This is a genomic window from Oceanobacillus sp. FSL H7-0719 (assembly GCF_045040795.1).
Lineage (GTDB): Bacteria > Bacillota > Bacilli > Bacillales > Amphibacillaceae > Oceanobacillus.
Genome location: NZ_CP150301.1, coordinates 1,426,344 through 1,453,291 on the forward strand (window position 1 = coordinate 1,426,344; position 26,948 = coordinate 1,453,291).

29 protein-coding genes and 1 riboswitch are annotated in these 26,948 nt (G+C 36.8%); of the genes, 8 read left to right on the forward strand and 21 right to left on the reverse strand.

Annotated features, from left to right (window positions below):
* Positions 1-10 precede the first annotated feature (10 nt).
* Together NST93_RS07605 and NST93_RS07610 are read left to right on the forward strand one after the other, a co-directional pair.
* Positions 11-424: a Fur family transcriptional regulator gene (locus tag NST93_RS07605; protein ID WP_405102779.1), complete on the forward strand. Its 414-nt coding sequence runs from the start codon at positions 11-13 to the stop codon at positions 422-424.
* Between the two features lie 59 nt (positions 425-483).
* A complete protein-coding gene (locus NST93_RS07610) occupies positions 484-936 on the forward strand; it encodes an SH3 domain-containing protein (RefSeq protein ID WP_405102781.1) in 453 nt (150 codons plus the stop codon).
* Between the two features lie 48 nt (positions 937-984).
* On the opposite strand, the gene NST93_RS07615 is transcribed toward NST93_RS07610, so the two are convergent.
* A complete protein-coding gene (locus NST93_RS07615) occupies positions 985-1,791 on the reverse strand; it encodes a VLRF1 family aeRF1-type release factor (protein WP_405102783.1) in 807 nt (268 codons plus the stop codon).
* Positions 1,792-1,946: 155 nt separating this feature from the next.
* Positions 1,947-2,045: riboswitch (guanidine-I (ykkC/yxkD leader) on the forward strand.
* A 67-nt stretch (positions 2,046-2,112) separates the two neighbouring features.
* On the opposite strand from NST93_RS07615, the gene NST93_RS07620 reads away from it, so the two are divergent.
* Positions 2,113-2,454, forward strand: a complete 342-nt coding sequence (locus NST93_RS07620) for a DMT family transporter (protein WP_405102785.1) — start codon at positions 2,113-2,115, stop codon at positions 2,452-2,454.
* A complete protein-coding gene (locus NST93_RS07625; protein ID WP_405102787.1) occupies positions 2,454-2,768 on the forward strand; it encodes a DMT family transporter in 315 nt (104 codons plus the stop codon). The genes NST93_RS07620 and NST93_RS07625 overlap by 1 nt, the downstream gene beginning before the upstream one ends.
* 243 nt (positions 2,769-3,011) lie before the next feature.
* Here the strand turns inward: NST93_RS07625 and NST93_RS07630 are convergent, their stop codons facing one another.
* The 7 genes from NST93_RS07630 to NST93_RS07660 form a co-directional block, all read right to left on the reverse strand.
* Positions 3,012-4,304 carry a hemolysin family protein gene (locus NST93_RS07630; protein WP_405102788.1) on the reverse strand — a complete coding sequence of 431 codons (1,293 nt, stop codon included), beginning with the start codon at positions 4,302-4,304 and terminating at the stop codon, positions 3,012-3,014.
* A 457-nt stretch (positions 4,305-4,761) separates the two neighbouring features.
* Positions 4,762-5,994: an NlpC/P60 family protein gene (locus NST93_RS07635; RefSeq protein WP_405102790.1), complete on the reverse strand. Its 1,233-nt coding sequence runs from the start codon at positions 5,992-5,994 to the stop codon at positions 4,762-4,764.
* Positions 5,995-6,393: 399 nt separating this feature from the next.
* Positions 6,394-7,023 (reverse strand): response regulator, encoded by a 630-nt coding sequence (locus NST93_RS07640; RefSeq protein WP_405102792.1) that lies wholly within the window; start codon positions 7,021-7,023, stop codon positions 6,394-6,396.
* The gene (locus NST93_RS07645) at positions 7,023-8,090 is read right to left on the reverse strand and encodes a histidine kinase (RefSeq protein WP_405102794.1); all 1,068 of its coding nucleotides are present in this window, start codon (positions 8,088-8,090) and stop codon (positions 7,023-7,025) included. Before NST93_RS07645 ends, NST93_RS07640 begins: the two co-directional genes overlap by 1 nt.
* Positions 8,087-8,815: a cell wall-active antibiotics response protein LiaF gene (gene liaF / locus NST93_RS07650; RefSeq protein ID WP_405102796.1), complete on the reverse strand. Its 729-nt coding sequence runs from the start codon at positions 8,813-8,815 to the stop codon at positions 8,087-8,089. Before liaF ends, NST93_RS07645 begins: the two co-directional genes overlap by 4 nt.
* A gap of 138 nt (positions 8,816-8,953) precedes the next feature.
* A complete protein-coding gene (locus tag NST93_RS07655) occupies positions 8,954-9,598 on the reverse strand; it encodes a PspA/IM30 family protein (protein ID WP_405102798.1) in 645 nt (214 codons plus the stop codon).
* Between the two features lie 48 nt (positions 9,599-9,646).
* Positions 9,647-10,000 (reverse strand): flagellar basal body rod protein, encoded by a 354-nt coding sequence (locus NST93_RS07660; protein WP_405102800.1) that lies wholly within the window; start codon positions 9,998-10,000, stop codon positions 9,647-9,649.
* A gap of 365 nt (positions 10,001-10,365) precedes the next feature.
* Here NST93_RS07660 and NST93_RS07665 point away from each other — a divergent pair, with 365 nt between their 5' ends.
* Positions 10,366-10,833, forward strand: a complete 468-nt coding sequence (locus NST93_RS07665; RefSeq protein WP_405102802.1) for a hypothetical protein — start codon at positions 10,366-10,368, stop codon at positions 10,831-10,833.
* Positions 10,834-11,086: 253 nt separating this feature from the next.
* On the opposite strand, the gene NST93_RS07670 is transcribed toward NST93_RS07665, so the two are convergent.
* From NST93_RS07670 to NST93_RS07685, 4 genes are all read right to left on the reverse strand, one after another.
* A complete protein-coding gene (locus tag NST93_RS07670) occupies positions 11,087-11,704 on the reverse strand; it encodes a DedA family protein (RefSeq protein WP_405102804.1) in 618 nt (205 codons plus the stop codon).
* 146 nt (positions 11,705-11,850) lie between these two features.
* On the reverse strand, positions 11,851-12,840 hold the full coding sequence (locus NST93_RS07675; RefSeq protein WP_405102806.1) for an LLM class flavin-dependent oxidoreductase: 990 nt from the start codon (positions 12,838-12,840) through the stop codon (positions 11,851-11,853).
* A gap of 51 nt (positions 12,841-12,891) precedes the next feature.
* Positions 12,892-13,950 carry a M42 family metallopeptidase gene (locus NST93_RS07680; protein WP_405102808.1) on the reverse strand — a complete coding sequence of 353 codons (1,059 nt, stop codon included), beginning with the start codon at positions 13,948-13,950 and terminating at the stop codon, positions 12,892-12,894.
* A 52-nt stretch (positions 13,951-14,002) separates the two neighbouring features.
* Positions 14,003-14,584: a DUF1836 domain-containing protein gene (locus NST93_RS07685; RefSeq protein ID WP_405102810.1), complete on the reverse strand. Its 582-nt coding sequence runs from the start codon at positions 14,582-14,584 to the stop codon at positions 14,003-14,005.
* Positions 14,585-14,713: 129 nt separating this feature from the next.
* On the opposite strand from NST93_RS07685, the gene NST93_RS07690 reads away from it, so the two are divergent.
* Entirely contained in the window at positions 14,714-15,361 is a 648-nt protein-coding gene (locus NST93_RS07690) for a hemolysin III family protein (protein ID WP_405102812.1), read from the forward strand.
* Between the two features lie 77 nt (positions 15,362-15,438).
* On the opposite strand, the gene NST93_RS07695 is transcribed toward NST93_RS07690, so the two are convergent.
* From NST93_RS07695 to NST93_RS07725, 7 genes are all read right to left on the reverse strand, one after another.
* Positions 15,439-17,688, reverse strand: coding sequence for a hypothetical protein (locus NST93_RS07695; RefSeq protein WP_405102814.1), 2,250 nt, complete (start codon positions 17,686-17,688; stop codon positions 15,439-15,441).
* The gene (locus NST93_RS07700) at positions 17,678-17,986 is read right to left on the reverse strand and encodes a hypothetical protein (RefSeq protein WP_405102816.1); all 309 of its coding nucleotides are present in this window, start codon (positions 17,984-17,986) and stop codon (positions 17,678-17,680) included. The genes NST93_RS07695 and NST93_RS07700 overlap by 11 nt, the downstream gene beginning before the upstream one ends.
* Entirely contained in the window at positions 17,952-18,530 is a 579-nt protein-coding gene (locus NST93_RS07705) for an RNA polymerase sigma factor (protein ID WP_405102818.1), read from the reverse strand. Before NST93_RS07705 ends, NST93_RS07700 begins: the two co-directional genes overlap by 35 nt.
* A 172-nt stretch (positions 18,531-18,702) precedes the next feature.
* Positions 18,703-19,098 carry a transcriptional regulator SpxA gene (gene spxA, locus NST93_RS07710; protein ID WP_405102820.1) on the reverse strand — a complete coding sequence of 132 codons (396 nt, stop codon included), beginning with the start codon at positions 19,096-19,098 and terminating at the stop codon, positions 18,703-18,705.
* Positions 19,099-19,290: 192 nt separating this feature from the next.
* A complete protein-coding gene (aceA, locus tag NST93_RS07715; RefSeq protein WP_405102822.1) occupies positions 19,291-20,568 on the reverse strand; it encodes an isocitrate lyase in 1,278 nt (425 codons plus the stop codon).
* Positions 20,568-22,169 (reverse strand): malate synthase A, encoded by a 1,602-nt coding sequence (gene aceB, locus NST93_RS07720; RefSeq protein ID WP_405102824.1) that lies wholly within the window; start codon positions 22,167-22,169, stop codon positions 20,568-20,570. Before aceB ends, aceA begins: the two co-directional genes overlap by 1 nt.
* A 402-nt stretch (positions 22,170-22,571) precedes the next feature.
* Entirely contained in the window at positions 22,572-23,108 is a 537-nt protein-coding gene (locus NST93_RS07725; protein ID WP_405102826.1) for a ribonuclease H-like YkuK family protein, read from the reverse strand.
* Between the two features lie 413 nt (positions 23,109-23,521).
* Here NST93_RS07725 and rnhA point away from each other — a divergent pair, with 413 nt between their 5' ends.
* On the forward strand, positions 23,522-24,163 hold the full coding sequence (rnhA, locus tag NST93_RS07730; RefSeq protein ID WP_405102828.1) for a ribonuclease H: 642 nt from the start codon (positions 23,522-23,524) through the stop codon (positions 24,161-24,163).
* Between the two features lie 134 nt (positions 24,164-24,297).
* The gene (gene yidA / locus NST93_RS07735) at positions 24,298-25,119 is read left to right on the forward strand and encodes a sugar-phosphatase (protein WP_405102830.1); all 822 of its coding nucleotides are present in this window, start codon (positions 24,298-24,300) and stop codon (positions 25,117-25,119) included.
* 86 nt (positions 25,120-25,205) lie between these two features.
* On the opposite strand, the gene arsC is transcribed toward yidA, so the two are convergent.
* On the reverse strand, positions 25,206-25,625 hold the full coding sequence (arsC, locus tag NST93_RS07740) for an arsenate reductase (thioredoxin) (RefSeq protein WP_405102832.1): 420 nt from the start codon (positions 25,623-25,625) through the stop codon (positions 25,206-25,208).
* A 12-nt stretch (positions 25,626-25,637) separates the two neighbouring features.
* Entirely contained in the window at positions 25,638-26,936 is a 1,299-nt protein-coding gene (locus tag NST93_RS07745) for an arsenic transporter (RefSeq protein WP_405102833.1), read from the reverse strand.
* Between the last annotated feature and the right edge of the window lie 12 nt (positions 26,937-26,948).

Genomic DNA, 26,948 nt, shown 5'->3' on the forward strand with positions numbered 1-26,948 from the left:
GGGAAACCTAATGAACACGAAAGAAGCTGTAGAGTTATTAAAAAATAAAGGTTATAAAACAACAAATAGAAGAAAAGATATTTTAACTTTCTTTGAGCAAGCTGATGGCTATCGGACAGCAAAGGATCTCCTGCAATTTATGGAAGAAAGATACCGCGGAATCAGCTTTGATACTGTATACAGAAACCTTCATCTATATAATGAAATGAAAATTCTTGAAACAACAGAATTAAATGGAGAAAAGCATTTTCGCATGAATTGCACAATGCACCATCACCATCATTTTATTTGCAGTATCTGTGGTAAGACAAAAGAAATCGATATTTGTCCAATGGATGATATAAAAAACAGACTGGAAGATTATATAATAGAGGATCATAAGTTTGAAATTTACGGCCTTTGCCCAGAATGTAAAGCAGCTTAGCCTTTTTAGTGAAACTCGTGTATACTACTTTTAGATATTATCGTATAGGAGTTTAAATGATGAAACGTTATAAAAATCTATTTGCAGTATTATTGACTATTTTTGCTTTAGCATTTATTGTGTTTGTTGGTTTTATGCAGCAAAAATTCAATAACCCGGAGTTCACCGATCTGTCTGCCGCTCAAACAGAAAATACCGCTGATGAAGAGAAGCAATCGAATGATGAAGACGATGCTGGCGGAGATGAAGCGGCTGCAGGAGCTGCTGGCGCAGTCGGAAACGACGAGGAAGAAAGCCAAACAGATGAAACTGCAGAGGTTTCTACTTCAACCAGAACAGTACTTGCTGATTCCTTATATGCGCGCAGCGGACCAGGCGTAGACTATGAAATCGCAGGACTTCTCGTACTTGATGAGACTGTACAAGTTGAGGACAGTGGAAACAAATGGGTAAAGGTGATTACCAGCGAATTCACAGGCTATGTGAACGAAAAATACTTATCGGAAGAATAAAAAACAGTGAAACCATTTATAGTAAATGGTTTCACTGTTTTTTTAATGTTACGAGAGAACTTCCTCTAATACTTTATTTTCATCATGATCCAGCATGTTTTTCTGGATTGTTTTTTCAATTGGTTTATTCATTTGTTTTGAAAGCTCCACTATCCCATCGCCTTCCCCTATCAGATAAATTCTTTCCCAGCCACTATCTTTAGCGAGCTTGTCTAGTTTAGGGGCAATTGATTTATACCAGCGTTGAATGTTAGCAGTATACCTTGATTCAAAACTATCTTTTTGCATATTAGGTCCACCAGCACCAGCAGAAGCAACCCGGCGCGGCCCTTGTTTTAGTCGCCAATCCTCTGTTTCTACATCTAACTCATAATAGAAAGTATCTAAAATTCGATTTGTTTCAGAGTTAATAACTTTAATTTGGTTCTGCTGAACGAGTATAACACCAAGTTTTGGATACATTTCCTTTAACTTGTTGAGCTGATTTAATTCTGGTGTGTCTTGCCAATAGAATTCATTATCTACACGCATTTGTACACACTTCGCAAACCAGATATCGTCATCGGCAGTCGCAAAAACAATTACGCTTCTCAAAAAGTCTGTTTCTTGTTCTTTAATAAACTTTGTCACTTTCTCTTTTATTTTCAGGAAATTTTTTCTTTCCTCTTTATTATCGTCTTGCTGTAAGTATTTGTCGAAATTGCGCATACCATTTTTGAAATGAATTTTCCATTCATCCCCTTGTTGATTTGGATCAGAACGGTCTGTGTTTAAATACATCGTGAACACTTTATTTGCATCGTCTTTTCTTACGTCTTTTAGCCATTTGATTGTTTCAGTAATTTTCCCACTCATTCTACTATACGGCCTCCTATAGAAAAGATAATTTTTTGTTCTTTTATGTATTTAACCCTAATTCAATTAAGTTAAACATTCAGATTAATTCTGGAGTTGCTCTCTAATCTTGATTTAATTCATTAAATGTGTATAATAATAAATAATTGCATATTTTAATTGTTTTCTAGGGTTCCGCAGCTAATATGCTGGACTGGTCCGAGAGAAAACTCATAGCTTATGCTGTGCCACGGAGGGATAAAAGCCTGGGAGAAACTGTTTAACAGTTTTCTCTCAGGCTTTTTGTTTTCCGGCAATAATAAAATCGGAGGTATCTCTTGTATGAATAAAGAATGGGTTAAAGTTTTTATTGCTGCTTTTTTTGAGGTATTTTGGGTTATTGGTTTGAAACACGCAAATGATTTTTGGACTTGGTCTGGAACTGCTTTAGCAATTTTTGTCAGCTTCTATTTGATGATTATGGCTGGAAAAAAACTACCTGTAGGAACCGTTTATGCTATATTTGTCGGTTTAGGTACTGCCGGAACTGTATTTTCAGAAATACTATTCTTTGGTGAAACAGTTGAAGCACAAAAAATAATCCTGATTTTAGTATTATTAGCTGGTGTTATTGGATTAAAATTAGTTACACCCGACAAGGTTCAGAAAGGAGATGCATCCTAATGGCATGGATTTCTTTATTATTTGCTGGTTTATTTGAAATGCTTGGTGTTACAATGATTAATAAATTGCATAAGGACCGTAATTGGCAATCATTGATTTTATTAATATCAGGATTTGGAATAAGTTTTATTTTACTCGCCTATGCGATGGAAACCCTGCCAATGGGTACAGCCTATGCAATTTGGACAGGAATTGGCGCTTCTGGCGGAGCAATTCTAGGTATGCTTTTATACGGGGAGTCAAAGGATTGGAAAAGACTACTATTTATCGGTATGGTGCTAGGTGCAGCAATCGGATTAAAGCTTGTTTCATAATAAATATAAAGAAAAAGATAATCCGCTTATAAGAAGTGATTATCTTTTTCTTTTTGTATCCATCATTCAACCGCAGTGAGCTCTGATTTAAATTGGCTGACTTCAATAATGACATAAACAGCGATATTCTCAAACCTTCTCTTACTCCCGATTATGTATTCGATTAACGACTAAAAAGCTATAAATTAATATTTAAATGTGAGAACTAAAAAGAGCCAGACAAAAGTCTGACTCTTTGATAATTTATGGTTTTATAATTCTTACTTTTTTAATTTGGTAACCGTCCATTTCTTCGATAATGAAGCGGTGGTTTTCATATTCAATCGTTACGCCCTCTTGAGCGTCAAGATTTGCTGTGAAAATCCATCCACCAATTGTATCAACCTCATCATCCTCAAGTTCGATACCTAAAATGTCATTTAGATCTTCTAAGTGTATTTTACCTGATACAATTAATGTTTTATCATTGATTTCCTGAACATCCGGCACTTCATCTTCATCGAATTCATCTCGGATGTCTCCAACGATTTCTTCCAATATATCTTCAACAGTAATTAAACCAGCAGTGCCACCGTATTCGTCGTTCACAATGGCCATATGAATTCTTTCCTTCTGCATCTTTAAAAGCACCTGTTTTATCGGTGTTGCTTCTGATATGTGAAGGATTGGCCGGATAAACTGTTCAATTCTTACATTTTTATCTTGGATATGTCCTGTGAAAACTTCTTTCAAGTTAACAAGACCAACGATGTTATCCTTGTCTTCATCAGCTACAGGGTATCTCGTAAACTGACCTTCAAGAATGACGTCAAGGTTGGTTTCAAAACTGTCCTCTTTTGAAAAGTAGACCATTTCTGTTCGAGGAACCATGATTTCCCTTGCTACTCGCTCATCAAATTCAAAAATGTTGTTAACATACATCATCTCTGCTTGATTAATTTCACCACTTTCAAAACTATCAGCAAGGATTAAACGAAGTTCTTCTTCCGTATGTGATTGTTCGTGGCTGCCCATTGGTTGAAAACCAAGTATGCGAACGATTAGTCGTGCAGATCCATTTAATAGCCAAATGAACGGATAGAGCAAGCGATAGAACCAAATAAGTGGTTTTGCAATAAACAATGTAACTTGCTCTGCCTTTTGAATTGCTATTGTTTTTGGAGCAAGCTCCCCAATTACTACATGCAGAAATGTAGCAATAATAAATGAGATAACAATCGATAAAGTCGTTACAGCTCCAGCACCAATGTTTAAGTACTCCAGAACTGGATGTAACATTTTCTCAAAAGTAGGTTCTGCTAAACGTCCAATACCTAGAGCAGTAATCGTAATTCCGAGCTGACAGGCTGATAAATATTCATCTAAATGGGTTATAACTATTTTAGCTGAAACAGCAGACTTTTTTCCATTTTCGATATGTGGTTCTAGTTGTGTACTTCTAATTTTTACAATCGCAAATTCCGCCATAACGAAAAATGCGGTAAGTCCTATAAGTACTGCAACTGCAAGTAAGTTAAATATGGGCAATACGTCCAATTAAGGTTCCTATTGCATTTGCAATAGGAACTTCACCTCCTAGGTTAATTTAAAATTTTATTTTTCGATTCTGATTCAATCAAAGAAGACAAAGCCACTAATGACTGAATCAAAGTTTAGTATTCTACTTTTAGTGCTTTTTACCTTCCCATTGAATCACCCACTTTTCTATTTTTCATTATAATATATCCAAAGAAATCAGTCTATACAGAACGTTTTATGATTGTATTTTTTTTCACCAGCCAGGTTTTAAGCGCATGCAGCAATTTATCCGATTTTTGCTTTTACCGCATTTTGAATCGTTTTGCTCTTCGTTCATTCTGCGGGAAATCCGTATTCCAAACATACTTTTCTGCGCAAAATTTCACGCTAAAACGTTGTAACGTTTCAGGTGTCTAACTCCATAAATAGAGAATAAAAAATCCATCCCCGTAAGGATGGATTTTTACGTTTTTTATTAGCGTACGCTGCGTACATGACCAGAGAATTTACCAGCCCAGTAGCCGCTTGACATGTCAGCCACTGCTAACCCTGTTGAGTTTTGAGCTCCGATGAATTTACCGCCACCTAGGTAGATTCCAACATGTCCGTTTGTTTTATAAGTGTCGAAAAATACAATGTCTCCTGGCTGCATATTGCTTGAAGAAACTTTTGTACCTGTACTTTGCAATCCAGATGTACTGGATGGAATTGAGATTCCTTCTTGAGCAAATGCCCATGAAACAAAACCTGAACAGTCAAAGCCGCCTGGTCCTTTTCCTCCCCAAACATATGGAGTGCCAAGGTGAGCAAATCCAGCGTTCGTTGCCGCGCCTGTTCCGCCAGAGGCTGCTGGTCTTGATTCTGATAATGTATTAAGTTTCCCGCCATCAGATGAATTATCAGCAGTTTCACTCGCTACCTGTGTTTCCTGTACTGGCTGTGTTAGTTCTTTAATATTTTGTCTTACTTCTTTTTCAAGTGAAGCAAGTTTGCTGTCCTTAATTTCAAGTTCTTCTACTTTAACAAGAAGTGTTTCTTCTTTTTCTTTTAATGTTGCTTTTTTAGCTTTGTTTTCATCTTGCTGCGTTTTAATCAGTGCTTGCATTCCTTCAAGCTCAACATTCATTTCTTTTAATTCGTCAAGTTTAGCAAGAACCTCATCTTGTTTATCTTCTACTTTCACTTTATCTTCTTCAATTTGCTCCATTAAAGCTGCATCGGAGTCTGTAATTTTATTTATCGCACTTACACGGCTGATAAAATCACCAAAGTTTTTTGATCCAAATAGAACTTCTATGTAAGAAATGTTTCCGCCACTTTTCTGATAAGCAACCGCACGTTCTTTCAAAATTTCAAAACGTTTTTCAATCGCTTCTTCAAGCTCAACAATTTCTTCTTCAAGCTTGTCTACTTCAGACTGTGTATTAGAAATATCATCTTCATTTTTCTTTAATACTGTTTTGTTTTCTTCTAGTGCCTTTGTAACACGTTCAATTTCATCATTAATTTCTTCTAGGTCGATAAGTAAATCTGCAACTTCTGACTCTGCATCAGAAAGGTTTGCTTTAATACTATCTCTATCTTGTTGAATCTGATTTTCCTTATTTTTTAGATTATCTAACGTATCTGCTGATGCTGGAGTACTGAAAAATACGCTACTTAAACCAACCACTGCAACAGTGGAAATTGTTACTAATGTCTTCTTCAATTTTCTCGTTCCCCATTTCCATCACAACCATTGCAGTACAATTTTATGTAAAATTTCATGTGTGTTCGCTTGCAATATCGTGAAATTTATATGTTTATTTTTTCTAGTACATGGGTAGTATAGCACCCTTAAATTTCATGCATGTTATAGTAATATTACAGTTATGTTTCAAATAATGACATATTATTTCTTTATATGTGAAAAATCGATCCTTTTAACTCTGAAAATCTCTATATTATCAACACGTTTTTCTTTTTATAGGTCGTTATGCCTGCAATTCTGCTGTAACAAATCCCTCTAAAATGATTATATTACAACTTTTTTTACAAAATAAGAAGGACAGTCATTTTTCGACTGCCCTTGGAATAATTACATCTTATTTATTCTTTTTGGAAATAATTATACAAGTTTGTTTTGAAATGCATAGATTACCGCCTGTGTACGATCTTGCACCTCAAGCTTACCAAGAACGTTACTCACATGTACCTTTACTGTTTTTAAAGCAATAAATAATTCATCAGCTATTTCCTGATTTGTTTTCCCTTTTGCAATTAGTAAAAGAATTTCTTTTTCCCGCTCTGTCAGCTGTTCGTGGGGTAAAATTTCATTTTTATTTCGCATACGATGCATAATCTTACCCGCGACCTCTGGCTCAAGAATGGATTGCCCGTTATATGTTGCACGGATTGCTTTTGCAATTTCATCTGCCTTGGAAGTTTTTAATAAGTAGCTCGTTGCTCCCACTTCTAAAGCAGGATAAACTTTTTCATCGTCAAGGAAGCTCGTTACAATAATAATTTTCGCCTCTGGCCAAGCTTCAATAATTTTCTTCGTTGCCTCAATACCATCCATTTCCTTCATTACGAGATCCATTAAAATAATATCTGGCTTCAATTCTAATGCAAGCTTTACTGCGGGCGCACCATCATCTGCTTCAGCTATAATATCAATATCCGGCTGAGCTGACAGATATGCTGAAACACCAATTCTAACCATTTCATGATCATCAGCAAATAATACTTTAATCATCACTCTTCCTCGCTTTCAGCTTTAGAAATTCCTTGCCGCTCATTCGTTTTAAGTATCGGCACTTTCACTTCGAGCCTCGTGCCTTCATTCGGCAAACTAATTACCTTAAAGCTCCCGCCGACCTCATATGCACGTTCTCGCATATTTTGCATCCCGTAGGAACCTGTTTTCAACTTTTTCATATCAAACCCGACACCATTATCGGTAATCCTTAAAATGACTGTCGCATCTCGAAAGATTAGCAGTAATTGGAAATTAGTCGCCATTGCATGACGTAAGGTATTAGACATCGCTTCCTGAATTATTCGAAACAGCTGATCCTCGATTCCCTTATCAACCGAAAAACCCTCCACATTCCAAGTAATATCCATTGTTACTTTCTGTTGCATTTCTGCGAGCAGCTCTTCCACACCTTTTTGTAAAGACTTTCCTTTTAATGCTGCTGGGCGTAAGTGCAATAGTAATGCCCTCATCTCTAACTGTGATTGATGAATCATTTTTTCTACAAGCCCTAATCTTTTTCTAAGGTCATTTTTCTCTGGAAGGTGATTATCGTTGATTGCTGACATCATCATCGAAGCTGCAAATAACTGCTGGCTTACTGAATCATGCAGCTCCCTGGCAAGCCTGTTTCGCTCCTGGACGACAATTTCCTGAAGGCTTTGCTCGCGTTCTTCTGCTCTTTCTGTTGCCAATTTCTGCGTATATTCTGTCTGCTGCTGCATACGCTCCTGAATAAGCTCTAATCGTTTCTGAATACTTGTGAGCTCATGGTATGGATCCTTCTCTGCAGATAGTCGCTGACCTTTACTCAAATCATCCAGCTTCTTTTCAATATGATACAACCGCTGTTTCCAATACCAGCCAACAGTTAAACCAAAAATTGTGCCACCTGCAATCAATAACCCAATAATCCATATGATAAATGAAACATTGCCAATCTTTTTCTCCCAAAGATATGAAATTTCTTCAAGAGGAAATACAAGAAAAACAAGTGACAGAACAGCCAAAGTGAAAATAAAACTGTATAAAATTGCCGGAAAGATATGCCGGATAACTGTACTCATATACGTCTCACCTCGATATCTCCTGAAAATACTGAGGTGATTATTTTTACTCTCGATGTTGCTAAATCATAATCTCTCGTTTGATAGTGTAAAGATTTATTCATCATTTTTTCATGGTTTTCATTAAAAATATGTGCTCTCCCAAAAATAGCACTATGATGGATGCTGACTTCTACTTCATAAGGCACATAAATTTCAATGTTCCCAAGTCCATGGCGAATAGAAATCACCGCTGTGTCATTTGGCAGAACTGTATTGCTTAAGTCTATTATTTTATCCCCCATAAAGCTGTGAATATTTACATCTCGCCATTGGTAAGCTATTTCATCTGTATACTGATCATCAAAAATTGTATGGTCAAATAATAGTTCCATCTTCAAAAGCGGCTCTTGATTTGCTGTTCTTCCTGGCAGGATTGGAGCTTCATGCCTTGCATCCCGTGTTGATTTTGTAAAATTAACTATAAAGAGCACGACAGCTACTAAGATTAAAAACCTTACTGCCATCAAGTTGAGGACGGAAAAAACCAGACTGGCAAGCGATACCCAGAATAAGATTTTCCCCCAAAGCATATCAAATTTCTTCCAGCCGATATATATAAATATGGCTGAAAAGATTGCTGGAATAATGGCTCCTCCATAGAAGAAAATAACTTCGAATACAAAGAGGATGACACCAATTATAATTATCCAGTTGTAGTTTCCAGTTGGAATATGTTTAAACATTGCTGTAGTCCTCCTCGCATTCGAAAACTATTGAATAGACGCAGATACAATCTGCGTCTATTCAAGTATAGCATGTTTCATTCTATCTTTTCTTCTAAATTTTTGATTTTTTAACTGCTCTATATTGCCTGTATTACACTATTCGCTCTTACTATTCTTTTTTTCTTCCATTTCCTTTTCAAGTTTAGCAATTTTAGTGTCAAAACCGCTCTTGTAAAAGGCATTGTTTACTTGATACTCCAGGTTTTCAATATATTGTTCAAGCTCAGCAAACTTAGCAAACGGCTTATCTGATACGTCTTCGATTACACGGTTCATTTGCTGGTTTGCTCTTGCAATATTTTCTCGTCCCATTAATTCCATACGGCGCATATGCATATCTTTTAGACGGTGTTTCATCTCTTCATATTTGTTTTCCAGGGAAGTCAACTGTTCAATTGCTTCCTCACGGCTTGCTTTTAAGCGTATTGCACGTGCTTGATATTCTTCATGCTCTTTCATCGCGAAATCATATAAGTCAGCCTCTTCGGCCTTTTCAGCGACTTCAGACTGCTTTAAGCGCTTATCTGCTAGATCCTGCGCTTTTAAATACTCACGAGAGAATTCCTCTTTTAATTTGTATTGACGTTCAATCAGTTTTCTAACCTTCTCTTTTTCCTGTTCACTCTGACGCAGATACTGATTTAAAGCAGTGATTGGATTTTTCTGCTCCTTTTTATCCATTAATTCATGTAAGTCTGCTGAAATACTGTCCTTCATTCGCGTGAAGATATTTATAGCCATACGTAATCTCTCCTTTTAATTGTCCGTTTTATTTAATTTCTTTACTGATTATCGATTGAGGTCTGCCCATTCTTTTTCAAAGTTTGTAAATGGGTCCTCATCCTTCATTTCATAAATAACTGGGGAATCTTCTATTCCCTTCCAGTTTTTATAAATTAGATAGAGCATATAAATTGCAGCTACTCCAATCAAAGCATAAATATTTGATAAGGTTACGCTTAAGACAAGCATTCCTACAATTGCCCAGCCGATTTTCCCCGCAACGGCATCAGCTTTCATAAACTTTTTAAATACGATATACAGGAGCCAAATACTTAATCCAAATATCACCATTGGTCCAAGGTTTGCCAGTAAAACAAAGAAAGCGATTAGCCCCCCAATAAATAATACAAATTTAGTCATTTGCTCTGCCTCCTTTCTTGATCTTGATTTAATCTTATCGTGAATAACGTATCAGGATAATGAGCCTGAGATATATCTTGAATTAGGACTTGAGGCGTATTTAACATAAGCCTGAAAATGGGAAGGTCTGGGCTTGCCCCTAACTGTCCCGCAATAAAAAGGAATAGCACACAGTGCTATTCCTTTTTATTCGAAACACCTCAACAATTTATCTTTTTTTAATTTTTTTAAAAAAGGGTTTTAGATTTATATGCAGAATTATGTAATATCAGAGCGCTCTTACATAAATAATTTTAAAAAGGGATTTTTTATGAAAAAGTAATTCTCTAGAGCATCTCTCATTTCTTTTTTATGGAGGCGATTACGTGGATCATGATGAGTATGAAGTATATTTGAAGCAGCAATATTCCCATGAGATTCGACCGTTACAATCAGTTAATAAAGTTATCTCCGCATTTCAAAAAAAATTAGATATTGTCGAAACGGAATTATCAGAACCCGAATCTATTTTCTTAAAAATGACAATGCTTAACTATATTTATGTACACATAAAAAACCCTATAACATCTAACTTGGGTAACCTAAATTTCATTTCGTATGAAGTAGTAAGAAATGAAAAAAGTGATCATTACTACAATCAAATGAGGATTTCATCTGGTAATGAAAGCATCCTTGTCATTATTGAACCCCAGTTAAATGAAATAACTTCCAATTGCGAAGAACTAAAAGTGGATATGATTATCGAACGTGGAATCGACACATCTCATGTTAATCAAGATACAGATGAGTTTTTTGCATATCTAATGCTTTTTGATCATAATGAGAATCATTGACTACGACAGAGGATAAAAAGCCAACATTTTATAGAAAAGTGAAAGAGTTACAGGAAAATTAATTCTCGATTTTAAGAGTCTATTCTCGGGTAACGTCAGGGAAATGTGCTTAGCGTTGTAAATCAGCTTTTTCTTGACGCCACCCGATCAACAAAAAAGATAGGGCATCTATCATTTATTGATTGATAAATGCCCTCAGACTGCCGAGAAAAAACATCTACTTTCTCGACAGCTTGAGGAATAGCACACTGTGCTATTCCTTTTTACGTTTTTTTCGCATTCTGATATAAAGATAAATAACAACTACAACAGTGATCGCAATTAAGACATAGACAATATTTGAATAGACGTCCATAAATCCTAAAATATTCTCCCAATTCGCACCTAGTACTACTCCTACAGAAATAAGAAGAATATTCCAGATCAATGTCCCTATTGTAGTTAACAAGAGAAATATGGAGAACCTCATATTTGACATCCCTGCAGGAATTGAAATTAAACTCCGGATTAAGGGCACCATCCGGCAGAAAAATACTGTCCAATAACCATATTTATCAAACCAGGCATCAGCCTTATGGACATCTTCCTTTTTTATTCTAAGAATATGTCCAAAACGGTCAATGATTTTTTCTAACCGTTCAACATCAATTAACATGCCAATACCATATAAAATCATTGCACCAATTACAGATCCTAATGTGGCAGCAATTATTACTCCTAATACAGTAAGTGTGGAATAGGTAGTCAGAAATCCGCCAAATGGCAAAACAATCTCCGACGGGATGGGTGGAAATATATTCTCTAAAGCCATCATGAGAAAAATTCCCAAATAGCCAAACTGCTCCATTATTTCTGTGACCCAGCTTTGCATAAATACCTCCTGAATGGTGAAGCTTCTAATAGTGTAGACTGGCTTTATGTACTAATGTATTTAGCCAAGTCTAGTATATCTGACATTCTTCTTTATATTAAATATACTTTAAATCTATAGATTTATGCATGTATAAGGAAGTATGCTTATGAAAGCTGAAATTCTTTTGCAATTAATTCGTAGGAACGCTTTCTTGCTTCATAATCATGTGTAATAGTTATAATCATAAATTCGTTCGTTTCATAAATCTCTGAAAGCTTTTCCAATGCAATTCTTACTTCAGCAGGATTGCCAATAATCTGCCGGTGATTTGACTTTCTAAGTGAATCAAGATCTTCTGCAGTGAATTCATACTCCTTCGTTTCTCCTATTGAAGGGACAAATCCATTTCCAAGTCCTTGATCTTGCATAAGCTTCCATACCTGATTACTTAGAGCAAGCTCTTCTGCCTCTTCCGTTGTTTCCGCACAAATTACGGATACAGTCACCATGGCAAGCGGCTTTTCACCTTGAAAGTTATCAAAATATCCTTTAATTATCGACGGACCATCTTCATCACTCATAAAGTGGCCAAAAACATATGGCAGGCCTTTTTCCAGTGCAAGGACAGCACTTTTTACACTTGTACCAAGCAGCCATGGAACAGGCTTTTCTTTTGGGACAGGAGTCGGTTGTACTTTTGAAAAAATATGTTCTTCCGAAAAGTCATTGTGAAAGAACCGCAATAAATCATCTACCTTTTCAGGATACTTCCGCACTTGCTCAAGAAAGTTATCAACTAGAGCAATGGACGCTTCAGCTGAACCGCCTGGTGCTCTTCCCAATCCGACATCTACTCTGCCTGGATACAATGAAGCAAGCAGATTGTACCTTTCTGCGATATTATAAGCCTGATAATTCGGAAGCAGTACTGCACCCGACCCAATGCGTATTTGTTTTGTTTTGGAACCAATTATCCCTAGCAGAATATCTGGAGCAGGACTAGCCAGCCCTTTAAAACCATGGTGCTCCGCAATCCAATATCGCTTAAACCCTAGTTTATCAGCAAACTGAGCAAGTTCTATTGTAGCTTCGAGTGCCTCCTTTGCAGTTTTCCCATTAGAAATTGGCACTTGATCTAGTATACTTAGCTTCATTATTCTAACCTTCTTTCAATATTGGGAAATAATATACTACAAGTTTTGACTTTAGCCTCTTTTCACTAATGCCGATTGCACATAATGATATAGAAGCTCTTCCGTATTTATTAATGAATCTTCATGTGTACGTTCAAAAGCATGGGAAGAATCAATCCCTGGACCTATGAGCCCATGTACAATATCGTGTCCTGCGCGAATTGCTGCTGAAGCATCTGAACCGTAATAAGGGTATATATCCAGCTTATATCCAATATTATTGTCCATTGCTAATTTGGCCAGATTTTTTCGCAATCCGTAATGGTATGGCCCAGAAGCATCTTTCACACAGATGGATACAGTATATTCATCTGTAGATTGTCCATCTCCCATTGCTCCCATATCGACAGCTAAATATTCAACTGTTTCAGGCGTAATATTAGAGTTGCCGCCATAGCCAATTTCCTCATTATTAGAAATAAGAAAATGCGTTGTGTATGGTAAAACAATGTTTTCAGCTTTAATTCTTTTGATGAGCTGAAGCAGCATGGCAACACTCGCTTTATCATCTAAATGACGCGATTTGATAAAACCGTTATTGGTAATTTCAACACGTGGGTCAAAGGAAACAAAATCTCCTACTTCTATCCCAAGTGCACGTACATCATCAGCATTTTCAACCTTTGCATCAATTCTCACTTCCATATTTTCTTGATTGCGCTTCACATCACCAGCATTTTTATAGACATGTACAGATGTTTGATGCAGAAGAATGGTGCCTGTGAAAATATTCCCTGATGCTGTTTCTATTTCACAGTACTCCCCTTCAACTGAATTGTAAGTAAAGCCGCCAATTAAATCCAATCGCAGACGTCCATTACTTTTCACTTCCTTAACCATGGCTCCCAAAGTATCTACATGTGCAGTTAACATGCGATGCTCTTCATTGTTTTTTCCTGGTATGGTTGCAATGAGACCACCTTTACGATTTCTATAACTTTTAACATTTAATTCATTTAGTTTTTCTTCGATGAAGGAAATTACCTTTGAAGTATTTCCGGAAGGGCTTGGAATTGAAACAATTTCTTTAATCAGATTTTTCGTTTCAGTAATATTCGGATATATTGTCAATTTTATTCTCCTCACCTTTTGTTTGATTCTATTTTATCACAGGTTAAGTGAACTAGTCTTTTTTCGTTTCTATTTCTTCTATCTGGTCAATCATTTTCTCTGCTGCCCGACGGTAGTAATTACTCATATTTACAAAAGAAAGAATAAGCAACAGTTTCTCATAATAAGAATCATGCTTATCATCAATCTGTTCCGCTTTTCCCCCTGCCTGCACGCTTAATTGAATACTATTATCTTGAAACTCTGCAGCATTAGCTTCTGCTAACTCGAGATAACTTTCATAAAGTGCTTCCAGATCAAAAGCATTTTCTGTAATATCCTTATTTAATTTCGTTACCGTATGCTTAATATCACGAATCGACAGCACTGTCTTCATCTCATAAATTAGATTCATCAGCATAATGTGCTGTCTCGAATACTTTTTATTTTGAATCGGGAAAAACAACTTCCCCTTGGAATAATTGTTAATCATTGTTTTGGTTAATATTTTTTCTTCCGGTGTACGCTTTGTTGCTTCAAATTTTTTTTCAAATAATTGAATGACCTGGTCCATATACAAATCTAAATCAGGAATATCCTCGCTTGATAGATTTGTATCGAGATGTAAATCTGCCAATAGTTTTTCTATATTCATTATTCTTTGCTCCTTTTGGGCCAGAGGGTTATCCATTGATTGTCCCTCTGCTTGACTTGCTTGCAAATTCATTATATCATTATGATGTGGTTTTTGAAACTACATCATAAAGTTAAGGGGGTTGTTCTGGTGAATCAGTATATTAGGGAACCAATTAATGGACTTACACATTTATTTGGTGCGGTATTAGCTATTGTTGGATTGATTGCAATGATAATTAAAGCAGTGTCTGAAGGTTATTCGAGTGTTGGTATTGTTGCAGTCATTATTTTCGGTGTGAGTATGATTCTGCTCTACTCCGCTTCTGCAACATATCATATGGTCATTGCAAAAGATAAAGTAATTGCTTGGTTAAGAAGAATAGACCACTCCATGATTTTTGTATTAATTGCAGGAACATATACTCCCCTTTGTTTAATTAGCTTAAATAATACATTGGGCTGGATTCTCTTCAGTGTGATTAATGGCTTGGCAATACTCGGAGTAATTTTTAAATTAACATGGTTTAACTCTCCCAGATGGCTGTCGACATCGATTTATATTTTAATGGGCTGGCTAGTCATCTTTTTCACAGGTGAGCTTGCTCCTTCATTAGGGACAGCTGGCATGGTATATCTTATCCTCGGTGGTGTTGCATATACAATTGGCGGCATTATTTATGGATTCAAGCCTAAGTTCCTTCAATTTAAAGACTGGGGCTTTCATGAGATCTTCCACATATTCATTCTGGTTGGAAGTCTGTTCCATTTTATTTGTATTTATTGGTATGTGCTGTAATAGCGGGACAAGCAAGTACTTCATCTCTGTCCCTAATAATTCGGGACGTCCAGGAAAGTGCCTGAACGTCCCGTTTATTATTGGGCTTCTAGTGAACTGATAAATTTCTCAAATGGGGCATTGGCTGTTTTTTTCCATGCTTGGATTTTTTTAGTATCATTTTTAAAATAATATTCTAGGCCTTTCTTCAACTCTTCTACTGCATCCGGATGTGCCGCTAACTCTTTTTGAATTTCATTTAAGTTATTTTCCCAATGGATACCTGGACTATTCTCATTATCATAGTGTATATATGGATACTTTTTTGCATATTCAAGCAATACATCGATAGGGATTCCGAGATAAAGTTCTAAGGCAATTAAATTACCTGAGAATTGATTACTTGCCCCTTCCTCCAAGGCTTGCTTCTGGAGACTTGCTGCTTCAGCATAATCCCCTTGATACATAAGTGCATTTGCATGCATACTTTTAACAAAAGGATCTGCAGAACCATCGTGTTCCTCTTTGTAGAATTCATACCACTTCTCATACGCTTCCCAATTCTTTAGATCATAATAGTAATTGACCACTTCATAAATATCCCGAGTGTCTTTTGTTATTTCAGCCAGTTTTTCAACATATGGAATTCTTAATGATTCCAGCGTTTCCCAGGTGCCATCCCCCTTAATTCCAATTACATTTGTAATCATACGCAGGCTATGCACATCCCTCGGGTCTTCTTTTACTGCTTTTTTATAGCTTGCGAGAGCTTCCTCAAGCTTTGAATCTAATAGCTGCTCATCCGCCTCTGTTAATTCTCGCTCTTCTAAATATAAAATCGGTAAATTGCCTATTGTTCCTTCATTTAATCGGTAGCCGCCACTCTGGGTTAATAATTTTCCATTATCATCATATGCTTGAACGCCCCAGGAAAATTTTCCTTTTGGGTTTGCAAAGCCAAGTAATGTTGCAGGTGAAAAATAATCCTCTTCTGTTTCCTCTTTACTCAAGATACTATTTGATCCTAAACTGTAAAGTGTTTCAATCGGGATAGTTGCCTCAGTTTCAGTAAACTTCATATCAAGACTATAACCATAGGAGGCATTTTCTTCTTCTACATGAAATTCAATCATATAATACGAAGCTTTTTCTATCTCTTCCCATACAAAATAGATTTCATCTTTGGTAAGAACTTCCCCATTTACCGGTGATAATACCTCCATTGTTTCCACAAGATTAATATCATAAGAAATATTTGCATCACCACCAACGACAATCCAATCATCCATATCAACCGGCCAAGTATACCCATCAATATCATCAAACATAAAGCCTGCATATAGTTGGTAGTCCCCAGGTATGACGTTTTCAATTTCATAATTTCCATTTTCATCTGTGGTCACTTGATACATTTCATCGCGTGAGATTGATTGATTCACATAATTTGCTTCCCTTAAATAAATTCCTGTGTGGGCAATTGGCGTACCATCATCACGAGTCACTTTTCCAGAAACTGTAGTTCCTTCCCCATCATAAATATTTGAAGCAATAAGCAATTGACTTTCCATTCGTTTTAATTGTTCATAAACAACTGCCTGTTCAATTGCTTCTTCATTTTCCTCTTTTTTATAGTCGGCTTCATACTCCTTAAGCGCCTTTTGTACTTCCCCTAAGGCTTCCGTTTTCTTTCCTTGCCTCACCATGACTTCAGCATAGTATTTAGCTGCCTCTGCCTGATAGTAGGACTGTTCGTCAGGTATTTTCGTTAACATATCCTGGATATGTTTTTCTGCCAAATCCAATTGATTCGCCTTTAATAGCAGCTGAATACGTGTTAAATTTAATTCATACTGCTGAAAATCATCCCCCGACTGTTCAAAACGCTCAAGTGCCAAATCATAAATCGTTTCAACCCGGTCAAAATCTTCTCTTTGGGCGGCATCTCCTGCGAGATTTCTGGCTACTTCCACTAAGTAATAATCTATAGGCCCATTTTTCAAATAATCTTCTAAATAAGGAAACTTATCCTCCCAGCTAAATCGCACAGAGTCAGCATCAACATAGCTGGAGGTGGACATAGGTCCAACATAAATATCATAGTTATCCAGGCCGTCATCTTCTAAAAAGTATTTCTGAATAATTTTGTACTTTTGTGAAGGCATTATTTTATCCTCAAGCAGAGCAAAAATCTGTTCCTTTCCCCGTATTTCCCCGTTCGCTATATTATGCTTGGCAATCATAAGCTCAATTTGCGGTAAAATATACATACCCGACAAAGGCAAAATGATAAAAATAGCCATAAGAATCATAACAAGATGTTTTAGTTTAAGCGTAATCCTAGTCTTCATCCGCAATCCGCTCCTCTATTTCATCCTTCCAATAGGTGCTGCCGCCTAATTCAATAAGTTCTTGATGCTCTAATTCCCTATTATCATATACATTAAAAAATCCATAGCCAAATAGCAGCAAAACAAAAACAGAGCTTACTGGAAGAAGCGGAATCGTGATTTCTTTATTCCAGAACCGCCTTACTTTCGTTCGCCAGTCTCTAGGAGTAAGCTGCTTTAAAACTTCTTCCTGTTTCATAAATACAAGATTTTTTAATTCATTATCAAGTTGTTTCTTTATTTGTTTCTTCTCTCCCACTTTTCACTTCCTCCTTCACTTCTAAAATTTGTTTTAATTGCAATTTTCCGCGCTTTAAACGTGATTTTACCGTATTCTCCTTTATTCCCGTCAAATCAGCTATTTCCGTAATTTTTAATTCATTGAAATAAAATAGCGTAATCATTTCCCTATACTTATAATCGAGCTGCTGAATAGCAGTTGTTATATGCTGATTCCACTCCACTTCCAATAAATTATCTTCTGGGCCTGGGGAAGTCTCATTTTCATTAAAGCGCTCCATAATATCAAAATTGAGCAAAATATTTTTCCAGCTCCATTTCCGCATTTGCTCACGACAGCGATTCATTGTAATTGTTGTGAGCCAGCTCTTCAATACGGATTCATTTTCCAGCTGAGATATTTTTTCAAAAACAATTAAAAACGTATCTTGAACAGCCTCTTCTGCTGTATGATGATCCTTTAATAAGAGAAAAGCCATGCGCAGCAAATAATCTCCGTAAAGCTCCATTAGCTCTATTAGTGCATGCTCTTCCTTTCTCTTTAACCTGTCGATTAGGCTCAAACTATTCCCTCCCCCTCACAGATAAGATGCAGCCTGCTCTTAAAAAGTTGCACTTCTTCTTAAAAATATAACTAAACTCGATTGTACAGCAAAAAACAAAAAGTGCTATTCCCCGGATAACCGAAAAATAGCACTTTTATTGGCAAGTCATGAAGACTTCCGTTATCTATATTTAGTTAATCATCTTATGCATTTCAATCAAATTGAATGTTCGAACCGAACGTGGTAAGAAACTGCGGATTTCATCTTCGTTATAACCAACCTGCAGGCGCTTATCATCCAGCATAATCGGTCTTTTTAAAATCCCTGGATTTTCTTCAATCAATTTTAATAAGCTTTGAAGGGGCAGCTTTTCCATATCAATATTTAAACGCTGATAAACTTTAGACCGTGTGGAAATAATTTCTTCTGTTCCATTATCAGTCAGTCTAAGAATTTCTTTTATTTCATCCCTTGTTAAAGGTTCGGACATAATATTTCGCTCTTTAAATGGAATGTTATTATTTTCAAACCATTTCTTTGCCTTTCTACAGGAAGTACAACTTGGAGTAACATAAAGCGTAACCATTCAAACACCTCCACGAAATTTACAAAGCAATTATTTGTAATTAAATTATACGTAATTAAGTATATTGTACATGAAAAGTCATGAAAAGTCAACCTCGGTAAGATAAAAGTATTAGGTAAACTAAAAAATGCTTACCTCAACTTAATGAGGCAAGCATTTTAAGATTAGATGCGATTTCCAATTAATTTTCAGTCAGCTCGTAAACTGCTCCGCCTCTGTCGATCCTTTCAACGCTGTCGTAGAGGCAGTTCCGCCAGAAATAACCTGTGCTACTTCATCAAAATAGCCTGTACCTACTTCACGCTGATGTCGTGTTGCACTGTAACCATGCTCCTCACTTGAAAATTCATTCTGCTGCAGTTCAGAGTATGCTGCCATTCCTTCGTCCTTATATTTCCTGGCAAGTTCAAACATACTGTGATTCAAAGCATGGAAGCCTGCTAATGTGACAAACTGGAATTTGTACCCCATTTTCCCAAGCTCTCGTTGAAAACTTGCAATCTCATCATCGGAAAGCTTTCGTTTCCAATTAAAAGATGGCGAACAGTTATAAGCCAATAATTTGTCTGGGTACTTTTCATGGATTGCATCAGCAAATTGCTGTGCTTCTTCTAAACTAGGTTCTGATGTTTCACACCATATCATATCAGCATATGGAGCATAAGCTAATCCGCGGGCAATTGCTTGGTCAAGCCCTGACCTTGTTCTGTAAAACCCTTCAGAAGTGCGTTCTCCAGTAATAAAGTTTGCATCATATGGATCGATATCACTTGTGATCATATCAGCAGCATTTGCATCTGTACGTGCGATAATTATAGTCGGCGTGCCCATCACATCTGCGGCAAATCGCGCCGCAATTAAATTCTTTACTGCAGTTTGTGTAGGCAATAAAACTTTACCACCTAGATGGCCGCACTTCTTTTCCGAAGATAACTGATCCTCAAAATGCACACCAGATGCCCCTGATTCAATCATTGCTTTCATTAATTCAAACACATTAAGTTGACCTCCAAATCCAGCTTCCGCATCAGCTACAATTGGAGCAAACCAATCTATCTCTGTATCTCCTTCTGAATAATGAATTTGATCTGCCCGCTGTAAAGCTTGATTAATTCGTTTCACAACATTCGGCACACTATTTACTGGGTATAAACTTTGATCCGGATACATCTGACCTGCCATATTTGCGTCAGCAGCGACCTGCCATCCGCTTAAATATATCGCCTTCAAACCTGCCTTGACCTGCTGTACAGCTTGATTTCCAGTTAAAGCACCTAAAGCGTTTACATAATCTTCCTGATGAATTAACTCCCATAATTTCTTTGAACCGCGCATTGCTAATGTAAACTCTAAATCAATTGATCCTTTTAAGCGAATGACCTCCTCCGCAGTATATGGCCGTTCAATTCCCGCCCAGCGCTGATCCTTTTTCCATTGCTCTTGTAATTTAATTGCACGTTCATTTGTCATTAATCTCTTCCTCCCTTTATTAATTGCTCATATGCCGGTATCGTCAAAAATTCACCAAATGAGTCTTGCTTGACTAACTCCTCAAATATTCCAGCTGCCTGTTCAAAGTTTCCAGTTATGAAAGCTTCTCTGCCCTTTTGACTTTCAATCTTCTCTAATTCTTCTTTTAATAAATGCTCAACAAGCTCCATCGTCACCTTCCGTCCATCCGAGAGGATTCCTTTCGGAGAGCGTAACCATTGCCATACTTGAGCTCTTGATATTTCTGCTGTTGCAGCATCCTCCATTAAATTATTGATTGGTACAGCCCCTGTTCCTGATAGCCATGCAGCCGTATATTGAATCCCAACATTGATATTTGTTCGCAGACCTTCTCCGGTAATTTCCCCAACAGGTAATTCAAGCAAATCCTGTGCATTTACTTTTACATTTTCGCGTTTCCTGTTTATTTGGTTTGGTGTGGGCATTATCTTGTTAAAGATTTCTTTAACAAGCATGACCATTCCCGGGTGTGCAACCCATGTTCCATCATGTCCATCCCTAGCTTCACGTTCTTTATCTCTTCTGACCTTGTCAAAGGCAATCTGATTTGCAGCGGGATCATTTTTTACTGGTATATGTGCTGCCATCCCGCCGATTGCCATTGCATTGCGCTTATGGCAAGTTTGAATTGCAAGTAAGGAGTATGACCTCATAAATGGTACTTCCATCGTAACCTCAGATCTGTCAGGTAAAATTCGCTCCGGGTGCTGATGAAATCTTTTAATATAGCTAAATATATAATCCCACCGTCCGCAGTTCAAGCCAGCAGCATGCTCTCGGAGCTCATACAATATCTCATCCATTTCGAAGGCAGCTGTAATCGTTTCAATTAATACAGTTGCTTTTATCGTACCTTGGGAAATCCCAAGCTCATTTTGCGAAAATACAAAGACATCATTCCACAGACGTGCCTCCAGATGATTCTCCACTTTTGGCAAATAAAAATAGGGGCCTGTTCCTCTTTCCAATAATTCCTTTGCATTATGAAAAAAGTAAAGTCCAAAGTCTACTAAACTAGCTGACATCAGCTCTCCATTAACTTGAATATGTCTTTCTTCTAAATGCCAGCCACGCGGACGAACAATTAGTACAGCCGTTTCCTCCTGCAGCTCATATCTCTTTCCATTTCCTGCTACAAAATCGATTGATTTCCTTATTGCATCTCTTAAATTAATTTGTCCATTGATTACATTTTCCCAAGTAGGTGAGGTCGCATCCTCGAAATCAGCCATAAAACCATTCGCCCCTGAATTCAACGCATTAATAATCATTTTCCGATTGACTGGGCCAGTAATTTCTACTCTTCTATCCTGCAAATCCCTAGGCAATTGTCCAATTGTCCAGTTTCCTTCGCGGATGTGCTTCGTCTCCTTTAAAAAGTCCAGCTGTTTGCCTTCATTCAATCCCTCCTGCAGCTGTTGCCTGTATTCCAAAAGATGTTTACGCTGTTCATTAAAATTACGATGCAGCTTCTCAAGAAATTCCAATGCATGCGGTGTCAGTATTTCTGAGAATTGTCTTTCATGAGTTATTTCTACAGTCGATTGATTCATTAGCATCCGTTCTCCTCCTCGTCTCTGTTGTATAACTTTCTTAACATATCTTCAATTGTACTATAACAGGAAATCTAAAAAAATATTACTCATTTATTCAGCCCTTTTTGACAAACAGTAGTCACATTCCATAGTAAAACTTTTAGAGTCTACCTCCTTGCCACACTCTGGACAAGCAAGCTTCTCATTCTGTTTCATATTACCGCCCTCCTTTTATATAACAATCTATTATATTTTATTTTGTTGTATAACAGTCTATGCGAAATTAATTAATAATGCAATACCTTTTCATAAAAAAGTTTGAAAATTTATTATTGAAAAAATATAATAGTCTCTTAAGTGATTGGTATTCCAGAGATCACGGCCTTGTCTGATTACTTTTTATTAACCTGACTTATTTTTGAATCGTTATTTTGTATATCGATTTGCATAGGAGCTTGCTACAAAAGACTCTGGTTTTATTTTAGGTTCAATGCCTAATGATTCCATTCTTGAAACCATCTCATTGACAAATATTCTCGTTTTATTTTTTCTTCCAGAACCAATATCTATATGACCCTCAATGCTGAAGGATGCACCTCTATAAATATTTGGCAGGATGACGCTGATTAACTGCTCCTTCATCTCATCACTAAACATTGATACAACTTCTTCAGTTAACGTTGTTTCATAGGAGATTCGTTCATGTAAATTTATCATTTTCCTTGGTATCATTACCTTTCGGATACATGCCCAGGCACCTTTCGTTTCACGCTGAATAACGATGCCGGTGATGAACAGTGTATAGGAAGCATGTACTTGCGAATCTGTTCCGAACATTAATTTATAACTTCCATTTGGGTCACCCTTCATAAATTTTAAAATGTGCTGGAACACTTCAATAAAAGACATATCTTTTCTTGTCAGGTTGTGGAATGAAAAATTATATACTTTTAGTCCAGCCATAAGATAAATTTTTCCCCCTTCAAAATTGAAGATTTCTATTCCCTATATAATTATTATAGCCACTTGCCTTTGTAAATATTTTAAAGAATATATGAATTGTTCTTGATTTTTAATTCTAAAATAAATTAATAAGCCAAAAGTATTCAGCTGCTTAAATCAACTCTTTATAAAGGGGATCTGGCATCTGTATTCTTCTTATAATTATGCTGATTAATCACTTTCAAGTCAGGTATAGATTGTCATGCTGCTTTTATGTTTACCTGAATGGATTGGCTCATAACTAATGTGGTCACTGTACATATGTTATGCTATATTACACTGAGAAAGCGGATTAATTTTCGAACACTGTTTTTTTAATTCACAGCTGTGATGCTATAATGGATGAATATCATTTATGATCAAGGAGTAATACAATGGCGAAAAAAAAATACTATGTGGTTTGGGCTGGCAGGAAACCCGGGGTTTATTCAAGCTGGACTGACTGTCAGGCACAAACAAATAACTTTAAACAAGCAAAATTTAAAGCTTTTGAAAGTCATGAACAAGCAGAAAAGGCTTATCGCGATGGCTGGGAATCTCATTGGGGAAAAGGTAATTCCAAAAAGACGGGAGATAACCAATCGAGAATAGCTGAAGCGGGAACCAGTGAAATTGATTATAACAGTATTTCGGTTGATGTCGGGACACGAGGCAATCCGGGTCCAGTGGAATACCAAGGTGTTGACACTAAAACAGGAGAAGTCATCTTCTCATATGGTCCAATCAGCAAGGGTACAAATAATTTAGGTGAATTCCTTGCGATTGTTCATGCACTCGCATACTTAAACGAGCTGGGAAGCAATAAAGTAATTTACACAGATTCCCGGAATGCTATGAAATGGGTAAGAGAAAAAAAGGTTTCTACCACTCTTAAAAAAGACGGAACTACTGCTGAAATATGGGAACTAATCGACCGTGCTCTTCACTGGCTTCACACCCATTCATATGACAATAAAATACTGAAATGGGATACAAAAAAATGGGGAGAGATTAAAGCAGACTACGGAAGGAAATAATAAATAGTGATACAACTTCCTATCCTCCCTTTACCTTAATTCCAGCTTATTCACATACGCATCCAGTCTTTCACATGCCATGTGAGACCGAATGGCGTATAATGTATATAACAGATAAAGAATGGAGAATAAAAATGTACAAATTGATAGCAATCGATATGGACGGCACCCTTTTAAATGATCGTCACGAAGTACCGGGGGAAGTCAAAGCTGCATTAGCTGAAGCGAAAAGACAAGGAGTTAAAATAGTACTCTGTTCCGGCCGGCCGATAGGCGGAATGCGCAGCTATATTGATGAATTAATCCTAAATGAAATTGGTGATTATGCCATCGCATATAATGGCGCACTAGTTCAAAATACACATACTAAAGAAGCAATATCTGAAATTTCGCTAGGGCATAAAGATTTAGTTAAGCTGTATAATTTGAGTAATGAGCTTAATACACCAATGCATTTCTTTGATGCTGAAAATCTTTATACACCCAACGCAGATATTAGTGAATATACCATACTGGAATCCTATTTAACAAAAGTTCCTTTGCATTATCGAACAGTAAACGAGATTCCAGTCCATGTATCCATACCAAAAATTATGTATATTAATGATCCCGCCAATATTGACAGGATTGTGCAAGCACTTCCCGAAGATTTATCTGAACAATACACAATCGTTCAGAGTGCACCATACTTTCTAGAATTCGTTCATCCCAATGTAAGCAAAGGAAATGCAGTAAAAATGCTGACCGAGGAACTTGGCATCAAAAAAGAGGAAGTTATGTGCATCGGCGATAATGAAAACGACTTATCAATGATTCAATTTGCGGGCTGTGGAGTTGCCATGGGTAACGCGATTCCAGAAGTAAAAGCAGCCGCAGATTTTCAGACACTGACAAATAATGAAAACGGTGTTGCCCATGCAATTGAAAAACTTATATTAGAAGCTTCAAAGGTATAAAGGTTGATTATCTGTCCAACATTCCATAACATTTTACAATATTTCAATCAAAAAGAAGGCCTGGAAGTCATTCCAGGCTTTCTCTATTACTCCCCTGTTTTCGCAAAATGATTAATCCGTTCACCTATCTCATCACGTACACGCTGAAATAGTCTCCATACTTCTTCCTCTGTACCTTCAGCCTTAGCTGGGTCATCAAAACCCCAATGCACTCTCTTTACATGGGACGGGGTTACTGGACATCTTTCTTCTGCATCTCCACATAATGTAACAGCTATTGTTGCCTTATTTAAATATTCCAGATTTATTATTTCTGACACTTGATCAGAAATATCTATCCCCGCTTCCTTCATAACCTTAAGTGCCTTTGGATTTAAGCCATGTGCCTCAATTCCTGCACTTCTGACCTCCCAATCCTTTCCTAAATACGCTTTTGCAAACCCCTCTGCCATTTGGCTGCGACATGAATTTCCAGTGCATAAAAAGTAAATTGATTTTTTATTCATAATTTCTCTCCTTTAATAAATGACGAATGTTAGATATAATCCTGCTAAAGTAATAAATAAGATAGGGAGTGTAAGTACAATTCCAACCTTGAAATAGGTTCCCCATGAAATCTTTATACCTTTATTAGATAAAACATGGAGCCAAACTAAGGTTGCCAGCGAGCCAATTGGGGTAATTTTTGGCCCGAGGTCAGAGCCGATTACGTTTGCATAAATTAAGGCTTCTCTCACTGCACCTGTTGTATTCGTTTCTGCGATTGCAAGTGCATCAATCATAACAGTTGGCAGATTATTCATAACTGACGACAAGAAAGCAGCAATAAAGCCCATTCCTATAGTTGCTGAAAATAGTCCAAGATCAGCTGTAGTTTGTATTAATTTTCCCAACGCAGAGGTTAAACCAGCATTTCCCAGCCCATAGACAACAATATACATTCCGATAGAAAATATGACGATATTCCACGGTGCATCTTTTATTACTTTTTTTGTATGGACTGCAGGGCTCTTTCTGGCTAATAAAATATATATAATTGCGATTACACCCGCAATAAGAGAAACCGGTACACCAATAAATTCGCTTGTAAAATAACCAATAATCAATAAGCTTAAAACATACCATGACAAACGAAATATTTTTCTATCCTTAATGGCAGTTTTTGGTTCCCTTAAGTTGGTTAACTCATACTGCTTTGGAATGCTTTTCCTAAAATAAATAAGCAATACTGTGATGGTAGCAATGAGAGAAAAAACATTTGGAATGATCATCCTCAAGGCATATTCTGCAAAACCAATTCCAAAGAAATCAGCAGATACAATATTTACTAAGTTACTTACAATAAAAGGCAAGGAAGTTGTATCTGCAATAAATCCACTTGCCATAATAAATGGAAATATCATTTGCTCTTTAAAGTTTAAGTTACGCACCATCGCGAGAACAATTGGTGTTAGTATAAGCGCCGCCCCATCATTTGCAAATAAAGCTGCAACAATAGCCCCTAAGAAGCTAATAAAGATGAACATTTTTATTCCATTGCCGTTAGCCGCTCTAACCATATGCAAAGCAGCCCATTCAAATAAACCAATTTCATCCAGAATAAGTGAAATTAAAATAATTGCTACAAAAGTTAAAGTGGCATTCCAAGTAATATCAATTACTTCCAGCACATCATTCATTCCAACTATTCCGCATACAAACGCAAGAGTTGCTCCTCCCATGGCTGACCAGCCTATATTTAATCCTTTTGGCTGCCAAATAACAAAAACGATTGTGACCACAAATATTAAGCTTGCTAGTATAAGCGTCGATGTCAAAGTTTTTCCTCC